Below are 14,560 nucleotides of genomic sequence, written 5' to 3' on the forward strand. Positions count from 1 at the left end.
AACGTCAACGGGCATCTAAAACTTACGGTAACAAACCCCCGATTTTTTCCGAACAAAGTGACGAAACCCGCCACAGATGCGTGGTTTGCACTTCCAAAACAAAGATTTGAGTTATAATTTTGTCTATTTCAATAGGTTGGCATATTTTTATGCCATATCTGCAGTTTCGCTATCCAATTCCTCTGAATTCAGCACGTCCCTGATTACACTACACCGATTCGCGGTGCCATTCAATTAAAACTATTCGTACACCAACCCGAGAAAGTTACCGGCTTGTATTAAGAATTGATTTTATAATAACGTCAATTTGAACATACACTGTTAACCCATCAATGTGTTTCAACGACCAATGAGAGAGCCGGTAGTGATACCGACTAATTTTTTATTTGTAAAACTCAATATTCTGAAATAAACTCTACCTACATGTTTCCAAAACTTCCTGCGTACAAAAACCTGACATTAACTTTTGTTGCATTAATGTCACTACAAATTGCTATAGCCCAAACCAATCTTTGGGATGGGTCTGCAGATAATAATTGGAATAACCCTGCGAACTGGTCTTTGAATGTTGTGCCAGTTGCTAAATCAAACGTCGTAATTCCAATCAATGCAAACATCGTTGTCAACGTTGCATTACCTGTTTTTAAAAGTCTCACGATCTCAAACAATTCTACAGTCGTTCTGAATGCACTGACAACAAACAGAACCATCAGTCTACAGAACACCGGATTGGCACTTAATATTCAATCGGGCAGTACCCTTACACTACAGGGAACCACGACTGAATTCTTTATGATCAGGTATATCGGAACAGCGAGCACAGCGATCATTGCCGGAACACTTAATCTCGGAACTGCAGGAGCAGGCGGAGGGTATGGTGCATCAAATGCAGTTACGACAGTTACCGGAAAAATGTCACTCCTTAAAGGCCGCATAAGTACAACTGTTGAGACGGAACTGATCTTTGGCGATGGCGGAATTTATGAACATCATATTACTGGAGGTTTCATACCTGCCGCAACTTGGGATGCGAATTCTCTTGTAGATCTGATTGGAACGATCGCTGATCTTCCAACCGGTTTCAACCAGGTGTTTGGAAATCTTGCTTTTCATAATACATTGACAAGACCAGTATTCTTAAACTCTGATATTTTCGCACAAAGTAATTTCACCGTCAATAACAGCGGACCCTACATCATGGGTCTTACGAATCATACCGCACCCAGCGCTATGATAGTGGGTGGCAATTTTGTGATGAATTCCGGAATCTTTGCATTGGTACAGAATGCTTCAGATGGCTCACTGGATGTAGGAGGAAATCTGATAGTCAATGGTGGTACATTTGACGCTAAACGTTTTTCAGGTGCCGCCAATATCAATGTCTTCGGTAACCTTGAGATCAATGGTGGAGTATTTAACCTTCGTGCAGTAAATGGAAATGGTTCCACTTCCACTTTGTCGGTTTTCACCAACTACATACAAACCGCAGGAACATTGAATCTGAATAGTGTTATAAACAGCTCTACAGTATTTAATCTTTATGGTGATTTCATGCTCAACGGAGGTACGTTAACAGAAAGTGGTGCTGGTACGAGTAATGGGCAGATTTTCTTCGGAGGGTTTATTCAGAATTATCACAAAGGCGGAACAACACCGGCAAGCGCAATTATCAATTATACTGTTAATGAAGGGTCAGTATTACAGTTTGCTGATAATTCTACCATCAGTGGTGCTGGAACGTTCACCAACCTCATTAATTCGACCATTGGTGTTAAACACCCGCAGGGTATTTCAACAACAGGCGCAACAGGCCAGATCCAGGTAACGGGAACAAGAACTTATGCAGCAGGTGCCAACTATATTTATAATGGAACAGCAAACCAGGTGACTGGTACTGGTCTTACGCAAAATACAATTGCTTTCCTGACAATTGATAATCCCGGAAATACAGTGACACTTTCAGCTCCAACTGAAGTGAGTGCGGATCTGGTAATCAATGCAGGAAATTTCAATCTGAATAATAATAATTTAACCCTCGGAGGAGAATATTATAATAACGATGTTATTACTCCAGGTACTGCAAAAGTTATTTTGAACGGAGCAGGGATACAGACCCTCGGTGGAAATGTATCATCAACGTTCTATATTCTTGAGCTGGCAAAAACATCAGGCAGCGTATTGCTTGGCATTGACCAGTTTGTATCAAATACTTTGAACATTGATGTTATCCTTGATCTGGGAACTTTCAACCTGACGATGGGGAATACTGCACAGGCGATTGGTACACTGACGGGCACTTTCGACGAAACAAAAATGATTGTATCTACCGGTGGCGGCCAGTTGAGAAAAAGCGCAACCAATGCTGCTCAGGCAACATACGGTTTCCCGATTGGAGATATTGATGGTACCCCTGAGTTTTCACCTGCCGGAATATTATTTTCCGGAGGTAGTTATAATGGTTGGGTTGGTGTAACAGTAGTGAATCAGAAGCATCCGAATAATGGGAACAACACTGACTATCTAAACAGGTACTGGACAGTAGATCAAAACGGATTTTCTGGTTTTACTGCAACGGTTGGTTTCAACTTTGTGCCTGCTGATGTGGTTGGAACGGAAACCGAAGTTCGTCTCGGGCAATGGGAAGGAAATGAACCATGGGTGCGTTACGATCCTTCATTGATTGATCCGCAAAATTTATTAACAGCTACAGTTACGCAATTCAGTGACTTCACAGGCTTAAGTGTTTCTGAAGCATTGCCGATTCATTTTGGTTCAATCCGGGGCTGGGCAGTCAACAATAATTCAATAGCTGTTGAGTGGAAGATCCTTGGTGAAACGGGAACTTCACATTATGAAGTAGAAAAGTTGGTTAGCGCAAACAACTTTGCGAAAATCGGATCACAGAACGCTTCGAACAGCGGCCTGGATGAGACTTATACCTTTACTGATGTGAATCCCGCAAGTGGCGATAATTTCTACCGGATCAAAGGCATCGAACTAACCGGTGAAATTACCTACAGCCCTGTTGTTAAAGTGAAATTGAATGGTTCTTCTGCAAGGGAGATGAAGATTTATCCGAACCCGATCAGGAACAGCAACCTTGCAATATCACTTCAGAATTTCAAATCAGGCAAGTATGATGTTGTGATCAGTAACAACAACGGACAAATCATTCACAACAGCAAAATCAACCAGGTTGGTCCGAATACAATCGTGAATATTCAATTGAATCCAACACTTTCGAAAGGAATTTACCGATTGAGGATCACCAACGGAGAAGATACCTACCTGAGCAGTTTTGCAAAGGAGTAATATTTAGAAGAACTTGGTAGAAATAATCTTAATCAATAGGCTGCATTAATGCGGCCTATTTTTTTATGTACAACTTACCTGAGGCATGCCTGAATAAAATTCAGGTCATATTTTAAATAAGGCTTGCTGTTTAAGCGAGGGCAGTTAGCGTTTTTCATTTTTTCGTTCATCGTTGTTCGTTGAAGAAGTGTGATTTGCAGAAATGTAGAATAAAGAATACAAAGTACAACTCTGATGTTGAGGCCAACCAAATGCATAGATATTCACGCTTTGTCATTTAATCCGCCCAGACACTGGCATCAAGATTCTTTTGTAATTAAATATCCACCAGGTCTTGCACAACAAAACAGCAAGCTCTATATATGAGATGTTAGTCAAAGAATCGTTCCTTCGAATTGGTTACAATACTATTGTGTCGGGATGTTTGAAGGTTTTGTCTCTTGACTTCTGTAATAGCAGGAATTAAATATTGCTTGATATGAATTGTTTGCTTAACCATGAGCAGTTGACAGACTAACAGGCAGTTGGAAAGATTTTTTGCACCCATTCTTTGAATTAATGTACTGCTCCGGATAGTTAAATGGTCCGGAATTCTCTGGTCGCTCAGGAATAATCCGTTTGATATTAAATCAGGTTAAATGAGAGTTCAAACGGCAGGAAAAGTAAATGCCTGCACGCAGGCAAAATTCAATACCAAAAACCTATTTGAATTGAAGTGATCCGGGTTAAGTCAGGGAACTATTGTTTAATGAACGAAGTAAACCAGGTTTTTTCGGTACCCGTAACCGTTAGGTAATAAACTCCTGATGGTAGATTATTATTCAGGTTAAGGCTCATGTAAGTTATACTGCCGCGGCTGTTATGTTTTTGCTGAACCACTTTCTGACCCTGTGTATTGGTAATTACCACTTCATACTGGCCGTCCTTAAAATTCAACAGAGATAATTGTAAGGGCCCTTTTGAAACGGGATTCGGGAAGAGTCTGAGTTCGGTTTCGGTGTTAAATGCGTTGTTGTCTGCAACTGCAAAACGGGCGTTGGATTTAATACTATCCTTCGGATCCGGCTTCTTTAAACCAATACCCGTGAAATCAGAAAAAGATGTAATCTGGGTAGTTGTAAAAGTGTTTGCTTTTGCGGGATCGGGGAAGCTTACCCATCCGGTAGCAAGTGTATCATGACTGAATTTACCCATCCTTAATGCCTCAAGTGAACCTGAAACATCGGAAGAATCAAATGTTGTCGAGACAGTCGCAGTAAATTTGCTGTATCCATTCTGTTGAACGGTCCAAAAGCGCTCCAGGTAGTTTTGGTTGTCGGGACTGGCAGGGTGTTTTTTATTTGTTACAGACACCGATGCGTATCCTTTAAATACTCCGCCTCTTGAAAATGTAATGCTGATTGGTGAATAATATTTTTTATTATGCTCGTAATTTCCAATCGGGAAAAAATAGCTTGCGTCAAGAAAGTTTGTGGCGTATTTTCTTATTTCACCATTTTCATTAAGCACGAGCATTTTTGAAGAGCTGAAAGAATCGGCATAGATTTTTGCACTTACACCCATTGACAAAATATGAGAACCGACAACTAAGTTTCCTTCCAGTAATTCAAGTTGAGAAGCAACGCTGATATCAGAACCGAGACTTACATCTTTTGCATTCTTAATCACCAGACCATAAAAACTATTGGAACTTTTCCCTGTAATCAACTGAGCGTCGTAGCCAGTAAAACTTACTGTCGAATAATTACCAAAATTGTAAAATCCATTGTTTACCCAATTCCCTTCTAGATTAATATTTTTATTACGAGAATACAATTCACCCTGGACTATATTCAAATCCCCGGCAATTTTTAAATCAGATGACTGCGTGACTTTTGTCGGATTGTCAATGGTTATCGATCCGGGAATGAATTCAACATATGCAGTACCTGTTGCTTGAGGTGAACTTCCGTTGAATACAATATTGGCGCCGGAAGTATAGTTTCTTACCGGGGTAAAAATATGACCCATTAATGAGGGTGAAGGCATCAGCCCTGAAATGCTTCTTATTCCCAGGGTTCCTCCTTTTCTTAATACAAATTTTCCATTACTTGTAATCCTGGAATTTTCAGAGGCCATTTGTAAAAAACTAAGGCTGTCAACATAGACGTTGATGGTATTCTGAAATTTCTCCACTGCATCATAGATCTGAACAGAATCACCCGCGAAATAAATATTGCCGTATCCGGTTCCGGTCTCAGTAATTACTCCACCCGCGAAACTGAAGTTGCGATCTACATACAAATTTCCAATTCCATCATTTTGGGAGAAATTGGTTGTGCCCCCATTCTGTACAAAACTTTTTAATACCACGACTTCAGATTTTCCTTTTCCGGAAACTGAGTCGTTCGAATTGAAAAATAGTGTACCGTTTTCCCTGATAAAATCACCCATCGTAAACACCTGCGCGTCGCCGGAAGATTTTTTTAGCATGAGGTTCCCCCCAGACTGAATAAAATTTTTAGTGACCTGAAGTGAAGCAGCACCTTTTGAGTTGACCATTACAATTGTTCCTGCTGTAAAATTAAAATTACCACCAACAAGAAGGCTATGATGCGTGCTATCGGTATTAATGATCAGTGCGCCTTTTGATGAATTTTCAAATAATAGATTTCCCTGGCAGTCAATTGTCTGGTTCAAAACAATATCTGCAGGAAAATCAGAATTGAAGCTGACGTTACCCAGGACCTGGTTCAGGCCGGATGGTAATTTTGTTTTTATTCCGGTGAAAATACAGTTGGATTTTGGAGACCATTTCGCTACCGGCAGACTTCCACCATCCTGTAAATGCTCATAAACCGCATTGTCATTTACAACGAAATTCAATGCATTGCTATTGATTATAGATCCAGCGTTAGCAAGCTTGCCATTCAAAATCAATTTTGCATTTAATTCTGATATGTCAAATTCACCTGAGCTTTTCAGAATACCGTTAATTATGAAATTGGAATTCGAGCCAATAGTAAATTTCTTTATTCCTGAAATATTAACAGATGATCCGCTGCTGATAAAAAAGCTTGTATCTGCGCTTTCTTTTGAACTTATTGATTCAGCATTTTTATCAGCTGTAAAATTCAGACTTGTATTATCTAAAACACTCAATCTGCAAAGAGTAACCGTAGATAGATTCAGTTGCCATTCAACAGCTCCTCCGGCTGCAACTTCAATGGCGGCCAAGGGATGCCAGGATAATGCAGTTGTTGATATTGTAGATTTATTTCTATGCCGGTACAGGCTATAAGCCTGTAAACTGATGGTTCCTTTCGTAATCAATGTGCCGGCAGCATCAAAAGTGCCTTCGACTATCAGATCGGTACCCACACCATTCGCAATTTCAAGAGAAGCAGTATCAGCAACGAATAATATGGCTTTAGGTTCTATACGAATCTGATCAGCCAATGCAGCAGTTGTGATCGTAATCTTATTGTTTGCGCGGATCTGAATATTTGAAGAATTGACACCAGGGGCACCATCTTCAATTGTTGGTGTAAACCATCCCGAGTCCGTAAAAATCTGCCAGCTGGTGAGATCATTCCAGTTACCATCTGCCGCTGAGCGATAGTCACCCACTTTTTGACTGAATGCAAGAATGCCAGGCAGCAAACATGCAACCGTTATCAACAATTTTCTGTAGAAAAAATACGCTCCCACAAATGACCTTTTTAAAAGATTGAGTACGGTTTTTAAATAAGATTTGTGGAACCTGGACTGCTAGAACTAATGGATTTGTTTTCGGGAAGTAAATCAAGTGTACAGAAAATGCGGAGTAATATTGGATGGTATTAACTGTACCGCTTAACCGGACAGTAAAACTATTTTATTTCGGCTTCCTCACAAAATTAATTTTCTGGTCAACGCAGGCGTTCCAGGCTTTTAACCAGCTTCTGGTCCTTCCTGATGCCTCCATAGGCAAGCATAAAAAGCAATATCATCAGGATCGGGAGGATTGCACCAAACAGCCAGCGGCTTTCTTTGAAGTTCGTATCCGACTTAAAGCCTTCAACTTGTGTGAATTCCAGTATTACGATAACTATCGAAAGTACAATACCGAGGAAACAAAGGGTTTTCTGCAGTTTTCGATTTTTAAATAAGAAAATAGTCACCAAAGCCAGAACTGAAGTCGCAACGATCACCGTGAAAAGAAGCAGCATTTCAGGTCCAAGAAACACTTTTTTAGTGCCGTCCTGCAAAATTCCTTCCCAAAGCGGTAACCGGTATGTCATTATTCCTGCAATAGCGGCTAGTAATAACCATACAGACTGAATGCGCTGAATCATGTTAAACAGTTTAGCTCGGTAAAAACTTCCTTTTTTAATTCTTTACTTGAGTCCCCGATACAGGGGAAATGATTTCATTAAAATACTAACTTCCTCTTTTACAGAAGCAATTTCTTTTTCATTTTCCGTATTGGTCAGAACCCTGTCAATCAGGTTTACAACAGTCTCCATATCATTTTCTTTCATTCCCCTTGTCGTAACAGCCGGAACACCAACCCTGATACCAGAAGTCACAAAAGGACTTTTATCATCGAAGGGTACAGAGTTCTTATTTAAAGTGATATGAGCTTTGTCAAGCGTCTCCTGTGCTTTTTTGCCTGAAATATTTTTGTTTCTGAGGTCGATAAGCATGAGGTGATTGTCAGTACCGCCACTGATTAGATCATATCCCCTGGAAACAAACGATTTTGCCATTGCCTGTGCATTCACCTGCACCTGTTTTTGATACAAGCTGAAATTATCCGAAAGTATCTCAGCAAAGGAAACCGCTTTGGCGGCGATCACATGCATTAGTGGTCCGCCCTGCATACCTGGAAAAACGGCCAGATCAAGCAACGCACTCATTGGACGGATATTCCCTTTCGGATCTTTTAATCCCCACGGATTATCAAAATCATTTCTCAACATGATAATTCCACCCCGTGGTCCACGAAGCGTTTTGTGTGTTGTAGAAGTAACGATATGGCAATGGTCAAAAGGATCATTTAAATACCCTTTTGCTATCAGACCAGCGGGGTGCGCGATATCAGCCATCACCAATGCACCGATCTCATCCGCTACCGCCCGGATCCTTTGATAATCCCAATCCCTGCTGTAAGCAGAAGCTCCACATATTATAATTTTAGGTTTCTCTGTTCTTGCAACCTGCTCAAGCTGTTCATAATCCACAAGTCCGGTTTCTCTTTTAACCCCGTAAAAAAGCGCCTGATAGTTTTTACCGCTGAAATTTGCCGGGCTGCCATGCGTCAAATGCCCACCCATGCTTAAATCAAGTCCCAAAATTTTATCACCCGGCTTCAAACATGCCATAAAAACCGCGGTGTTGGCCTGTGCTCCGCTGTGGGGCTGAACGTTTGCCCATGAAGCGTTGAAAATCTTTTTTAACCTATCAATGGCGATAGTTTCAATCTCATCAACCACTTCGCATCCGCCATAATATCTTTTGCCAGGATACCCCTCTGCATATTTGTTTGTCGGGCAGGTACCCATTGCTTCCATTACCTGCTGAGAAGTGAAATTTTCAGACGCGATCAATTCAATGCCATTTCGCTGTCTTTCCAATTCCTTTCCGATAAGATCAAATATTAGACTATCCTTTTGCATGTTTAAAATTTGGCACAAAAGTAAATGGAACTAATGAAAAGAGAAAGGCAGTGGAGAAAGATTAAAGGTCACTTATAATCCTGGATCGAAATTATTTCCTGGCAGAATTGATATTCGGTCTCATCATTGCTGCTTACAATGATGATTTTACCAGCACAATAGTTTTGAATCAGGCTCAGATACAATTCAATACCACTTTTATCAAGATTTGTGCAAGGCTCGTCCAATAATAGTACAGGGCTTTCAGAAAATACAGCCTGTGCCAGTTTAAGTCGTTGCTTCATACCACTGCTGAAAAACCGGATTTGCTTTTTTGCTGTATTACCTAATCCAACAATGGAGAGAATATCTTTTTTGGATATACCTGATTGCAGCGGTTTAAATGTCGAATGAAAATCCAGAAATTCGTACGCATTCATTTCTTCTATCAATTCAAGATATGGTGCGCAAATGGAAACATGCCTGAATTGATTTTCGGGCTCGATTGCTTTGCCATTTATTTCATAGCGGCACTTGCCTTCACTCAAAAGGATTGCGCCTGATATAACCTGCAATAAGGTTGATTTTCCCGATCCATTATGACCGGTGATGGCATATCTGCCTTTTTCCTGAAAATGATAGCTGAAGTGTCTGAAGATCCAATCCCGGTTGAAGCGTTTACCGGCATCAGTCGTTGAGATCTTCATCAAAGCTGGTTTTAGAATAGCGTTTGATGATGCCTCGTCCGCTTTCCCTGATAAACGTTACGATCTCATCACGTTCGTCTGTTGCAGCAAATTCTTCTTCTATATACTGAACAGCCTGTGTGGTGTTCATGCCTTTATTGTAGATGTACCGGTAGATATCGAGGATATGATTGATCTTTTCGACTGTAAAACCCTTACGTTTTAAGCCAATGGAGTTCACTCCGGCATAACTTAATGGAGAACGACCTGCTTTTATATAAGGAGGGATATCTTTCCCAACAAGTGAACCACCCGATACAAAAGCATGCTGACCAATCTTAACAAACTGATGTACCGCACACATGCCTGCAAGGATAGCATAATCTCCCATCATTACATGCCCTGCAATCTGGGTGTTGTTGCTCATTACACAATTATTGCCGATTATGCAGTCGTGCGCGATATGGCTGTAGGCCATGATCAGGCAATTATTCCCAACAACAGTCTTCCAGCGATCACGGGTCCCGCGATGGATAGTAACAAATTCCCTGATGGTACTGTTGTCACCAATCTGAACAATTGTTTCTTCACCTTCAAATTTCAGATCCTGCGGGGCTGCAGAAATTACTGCACCTGGGAAAATCCTGCAATTCCGACCAATCCTGGCACCTTCCATAATGGTCACATTACTCCCGATCCAGGTGCCTTCGCCTATCTCTACATTCTGATGGATTACCGTAAATGGGTCAACCTTCACATTCGTAGCCAGCTTGGCATTCGGATGGATATAAGTATGCGGATGGATCATGGATTCAGTTAATATCAATGAAGATGGTCTTGAAATGAGTCAGTATAATTATTAATATTTTCTGTCTTATTAAATACCGTGCGCAAAAATAGACTTTTCCACCGTTTAAGGTCAACCTCTTTTTACCAGTTGAGCCATTAATACAGCTTCAGTGGCTATCTTGTTACCAACATAAACAGTTCCGTGCATCTCACAAAGTCCTCTCCTGATCGGGCCCAGGAGCTCCATTTTCAGGATCATCGTATCACCAGGCACCACTTTTAACTTAAACTTGCAATTATCAATTTTTACAAAATATGTATCGTAATCTCCGGGGGGAAGTGTATTGATGGCCAGAATTCCACCTGTCTGCGCCAGCGCTTCGATCTGCAGCACACCAGGCATCACCGGATTACCGGGAAAATGTCCCGGGAAAAAGGGTTCATTAAAAGTAACATTTTTTATACCCACAATAGTCTTATCGGTCAGCTCAATTACTTTATCAACCAATAAAAATGGGTATCGATGCGGTAATCTTTTTTCAATCTGCTGGGTAGTAAAAACTGGCTGCTGTCCGGGATCATACACCGGAACATCTTTTACATGCTTGTTTTTCTTGATGTAATTTTTGATCTTTTTGGCAAACTCCACATTGGAAAAATGGCCAGGACGATTGGCGATGATATGTGCCTTGATCGGATATCCGATCAGAGCCAGATCACCAACTACATCGAGCAGTTTATGACGGGCAGGTTCATTGGGAAATCTAAGCTCCAGGTTATTCAGATAACCTTCACTCATTACTTCAATCTTGTCCTTCTTGAATGCTTTGGCCAGCCTAACTTTTTCTTCTTCGGTAACTGGCTTATCAACCACAACAATTGCATTGTTGATATCGCCCCCCTTAATAAGGTTATGTTCCAGCAACATTTCCAGTTCATGCAGGAAACAAAATGTGCGACATGGAGCTATTTCATTTGCAAAATCCCTTATGGTTTTTAAGCCTGCATGCTGTGTACCGAGTACCGGACTATTGAAATCAATCAGCGTTGTGAGTTTATACTCAACGGCAGGCATAGCTACCAGCTCTACCCGCTTTTCTTCATTATAATAAGTGATATTGGTATCGATAGTGTACCAGTGCTTTGCCGCCTCCTGTTCAGCAACCCCAGCCTCGCGGATAATCTCCACAAAAGGCTCAGAACTGCCATCCATGATCGGGGTTTCAGGTCCGTTGATTTCGATGAGACAGTTATCAATACCCATCCCTACCAATGCGGCCAGCACATGCTCTACAGTGCTGATTCTCGCGCCATTATCTTCAAGGGTGGTGCCTCTTGAAGTATCAACAACGAGGTCACAATCGGCCTTTACCAGTGGTTGACCCGGAAGATCTATTCTTTTAAACTGAATACCGAAACCGGGGTTTGCCGGTTTAAGATTCATATCAACATTGACACCAGTATGGAGGCCAGTTCCCGAAATACTTATTGCGGATTTTAGCGTATGCTGAATATCAGGATTGAACTTTTCACTCATGCCCTAAGAAATTAAGGCGCAAATATAGACGATATTTCTTGCAAGGATTTTTTAGAATGAAAAGCTCTCGAAAGAGATTTGAATTTGACCAGTAAAGTTCTATTAAATTATCTTTTAAGATACCTTTTCAGCCATCAATGCAGCGATTGCTCTTTCGAGTTCTTTGATCTTTTTTTCAAGCTCGGGAAGGTTCCTTCCGGCTACCTGGGCGCGTAGGGCCGCACCATATTCGTATGCAGGACTTCCCGTGACAGCTGAGTTCGGGAACTTTATGGACTTACTTACGCCACTCTGCGCATTGATTTTTGAACCATCAGCAATAAAAATATGACCTACAATTCCCGCCTGGCCGCCGATCATTACATTATTGCCAATCTTAGTACTTCCACTTACACCCGCCTGCGCCGCGATCACTGTATTTTGTCCAACCTCAACGTTATGAGCAATTTGAATAAGGTTATCGAGTTTTGCACCTTTCCTGATGGTTGTTGATCCCATAGTCGCCCTGTCAATGGTGGCATTTGATCCGATTTCCACAAAGTCTTCAATCAAGACATTGCCGATCTGGGGAATTTTTTGATAGGTACCATCTGTTTGTGGAGCGAATCCAAAACCATCACTTCCAATAACAGTCCCCCCATGTATAATAACATTATTCCCGACTACACAGTCATGGTAAATTTTTACTCCCGGATGAACAATTGTATTTGTACCCAGTTTCACATTGTCTCCTATATATGTCTGGGGAAATACTTTTGTATTATCACCTATTACCACCTGCTCTCCGATATACGCGAAAGCACCGATAAACACATTGCTGCCAATTTTTGCGGTAGGCGCAATAAAGCTGGGCTGCTGTATTCCAGATAACTGTTGGGTCATCATCTGCTGATATTTACTCAGCAACAGGGCGAATGCACTATAAGCATCCGGTACCCGGATTAGTGCAGCATTCAATGGCTGCTTAACTTCCTGGTTTTCATTGATGATAATTACGCTGGCACCGGTTGTCTCCAGAAACTCCTCATATTTGGGATTTGCCAGAAATGCAAGCTGACCTTCCTGAGCTTCTTCTATTTTAGCAAATGATCCAACGGATTTTGTTGGATCACCCTCAATTTTTCCTCCTATCAGGGATGCGATCTGGGCGGCGCTGAATTGCATAATTGTTCTTTAAAATAAAGCGAAATGTTTTTTTGAACGATGTCGGCGCAATTTAATTCATCGGGGTTCAAGGATCGGTCTAAAACGGATGAAAGGTTCGCACAAATTTTATTCCGGTTTATAATAACAAATGTAGAATTTTTTAACTGCCAAAGACAGGTTTTGGTGAATGAGGGCGTTGTCGACCAGTGAAATGTCTTTTACCGTTCCATCCCGGAAAACAATATTGATGCGCTCTTCTTTTGGGTCGTATAAACTGTTTTCAGCTTCTCCTGTAAAAACGAGGTAATCAAGATCATTATCAGAAACAGGAAACAGGTCTTTTATCGCTCTTTTTCTTTTTGAAATTTCAACCGGATCAATGGGTTCTGCCTGGAGTTTTAATTTGAAAAGCGTCCGGTTCAAAACAGCATTACATAATAAGGATAAGATTGGATCTTTATGTCGTCCCCAGATTTTTACTGCAGCGGTTACATCCGTATCATCGAGCTGACAAAACAAAGCAAGATTATCCCTGACAGAACCCTGCAATTCATTGAACAATAATGCACCTAACACACTATCAGGTTTAACATCCGGATCCCCTGAAGCTGCAAGTTCCCTGGCGCGTTGAAAAATTTTCACCAGCATCATTTCAGAGCAGAGTACTGTTTTATGCAGATATACCTGCCAATACATGAGCCTTCTGGAAATAAGGAATTCTTCTATCGAATAAATCCCTTTTTCTTCAACCATCAGTTCACCTTTGTAAACCGTAAGCATTTTCAATATCCTGCTGTAGCTGATAACGCCTTCTGAAACGCCTGTAAAAAAACTATCTCTTGTCAGATAGTCCATCCGGTCAACGTCCAGTTGACCACTGACCAATTGATGTAAAAACTTTTTAGGATACTTATCCGTGAAGATCTCGATTGCCATACTTAATCCACCACCGAATTCTTCATTCATTTTTTTCATGATGAGAATGGATAACTCTTCATGATGTACATCTTCTATCAATACACTTTCCAGCGCGTGAGAGAATGGTCCGTGGCCCACATCATGAAGTAGTATGGTTATTTTAGCAGCCTGCTCTTCTTCGGGGGTGATATCGATGCCCTTGCCTTTCAATTCATATATCGCCTGCCGCATCAGGTGATAAGCACCAAGGGAATGGTGCAACCGGGTATGAACAGCTCCTGGATACACGAGATGGCTTAAAGCCATTTGTTTTATGCGCCGAAGTCGTTGGTACCAGGGATGTGAAATAATCTTGTATATTAATTCATCATCTATCGTGATGAAACCATATACCGGATCGTTGATTATCTTTCTGAATTGCATGCGTTGCAGGAATTGTTAAATTACACTCCCGGATAGATAAAGTTATGCCGCAGGCGTGGTAATAACTAAATTTAACCTTTCGCTCACGCAGCGTTTGTGTGAGACGTTGAGCAATAATAAACCCTGCTTAT

At 41.1% G+C, this 14,560-nt stretch carries 9 protein-coding genes; 1 reads left to right on the forward strand and 8 read right to left on the reverse strand.

The window, feature by feature from the left end; translation table 11 throughout:
* The first annotated feature begins 423 nt into the window (after positions 1-423).
* Entirely contained in the window at positions 424-3,312 is a 2,889-nt protein-coding gene (locus tag P2W82_RS12765) for a T9SS type A sorting domain-containing protein (protein ID WP_336516280.1), read from the forward strand.
* 738 nt (positions 3,313-4,050) lie between these two features.
* Here P2W82_RS12765 and P2W82_RS12770 read toward each other — a convergent pair.
* The 8 genes from P2W82_RS12770 to P2W82_RS12805 form a co-directional block, all read right to left on the reverse strand.
* Entirely contained in the window at positions 4,051-7,002 is a 2,952-nt protein-coding gene (locus P2W82_RS12770; RefSeq protein ID WP_336516281.1) for a T9SS type A sorting domain-containing protein, read from the reverse strand.
* Between the two features lie 200 nt (positions 7,003-7,202).
* Positions 7,203-7,628: a DUF4293 domain-containing protein gene (locus P2W82_RS12775; protein ID WP_336516282.1), complete on the reverse strand. Its 426-nt coding sequence runs from the start codon at positions 7,626-7,628 to the stop codon at positions 7,203-7,205.
* A gap of 42 nt (positions 7,629-7,670) precedes the next feature.
* The gene (locus P2W82_RS12780) at positions 7,671-8,951 is read right to left on the reverse strand and encodes a serine hydroxymethyltransferase (protein ID WP_336516283.1); all 1,281 of its coding nucleotides are present in this window, start codon (positions 8,949-8,951) and stop codon (positions 7,671-7,673) included.
* A gap of 68 nt (positions 8,952-9,019) precedes the next feature.
* On the reverse strand, positions 9,020-9,637 hold the full coding sequence (locus tag P2W82_RS12785) for an ABC transporter ATP-binding protein (protein ID WP_336516284.1): 618 nt from the start codon (positions 9,635-9,637) through the stop codon (positions 9,020-9,022).
* On the reverse strand, positions 9,618-10,424 hold the full coding sequence (gene lpxA / locus P2W82_RS12790; protein WP_336516285.1) for an acyl-ACP--UDP-N-acetylglucosamine O-acyltransferase: 807 nt from the start codon (positions 10,422-10,424) through the stop codon (positions 9,618-9,620). Before lpxA ends, P2W82_RS12785 begins: the two co-directional genes overlap by 20 nt.
* A gap of 111 nt (positions 10,425-10,535) precedes the next feature.
* Positions 10,536-11,942, reverse strand: a complete 1,407-nt coding sequence (locus tag P2W82_RS12795; protein WP_336516286.1) for a bifunctional UDP-3-O-[3-hydroxymyristoyl] N-acetylglucosamine deacetylase/3-hydroxyacyl-ACP dehydratase — start codon at positions 11,940-11,942, stop codon at positions 10,536-10,538.
* A 114-nt stretch (positions 11,943-12,056) separates the two neighbouring features.
* Positions 12,057-13,106 (reverse strand): UDP-3-O-(3-hydroxymyristoyl)glucosamine N-acyltransferase, encoded by a 1,050-nt coding sequence (gene lpxD, locus P2W82_RS12800; RefSeq protein WP_336516287.1) that lies wholly within the window; start codon positions 13,104-13,106, stop codon positions 12,057-12,059.
* Positions 13,107-13,214: 108 nt separating this feature from the next.
* Complete coding sequence (locus P2W82_RS12805) at positions 13,215-14,429, reverse strand: HD domain-containing protein (protein WP_336516288.1); 1,215 nt, start codon at positions 14,427-14,429, stop codon at positions 13,215-13,217.
* Positions 14,430-14,560: the final 131 nt, after the last annotated feature.

It is taken from the genome of Pollutibacter soli, assembly GCA_029269725.1.
Classification (GTDB): domain Bacteria; phylum Bacteroidota; class Bacteroidia; order Chitinophagales; family Chitinophagaceae; genus Pollutibacter; species Pollutibacter soli.

Coding starts and splice junctions, on each gene's coding strand:
- P2W82_RS12765 (WP_336516280.1), top strand. CDS start 424: ATGTTTCCAAAACTTCCTGCGTACAAAAACCTGACATTAACTTTTGTT.
- P2W82_RS12775 (WP_336516282.1), bottom strand. CDS start 7,628: ATGATTCAGCGCATTCAGTCTGTATGGTTATTACTAGCCGCTATTGCA.
- P2W82_RS12780 (WP_336516283.1), bottom strand. CDS start 8,951: ATGCAAAAGGATAGTCTAATATTTGATCTTATCGGAAAGGAATTGGAA.
- P2W82_RS12785 (WP_336516284.1), bottom strand. CDS start 9,637: ATGAAGATCTCAACGACTGATGCCGGTAAACGCTTCAACCGGGATTGG.
- lpxA (WP_336516285.1), bottom strand. CDS start 10,424: ATGATCCATCCGCATACTTATATCCATCCGAATGCCAAGCTGGCTACG.
- P2W82_RS12795 (WP_336516286.1), bottom strand. CDS start 11,942: ATGAGTGAAAAGTTCAATCCTGATATTCAGCATACGCTAAAATCCGCA.
- lpxD (WP_336516287.1), bottom strand. CDS start 13,106: ATGCAATTCAGCGCCGCCCAGATCGCATCCCTGATAGGAGGAAAAATT.
- P2W82_RS12805 (WP_336516288.1), bottom strand. CDS start 14,429: ATGCAATTCAGAAAGATAATCAACGATCCGGTATATGGTTTCATCACG.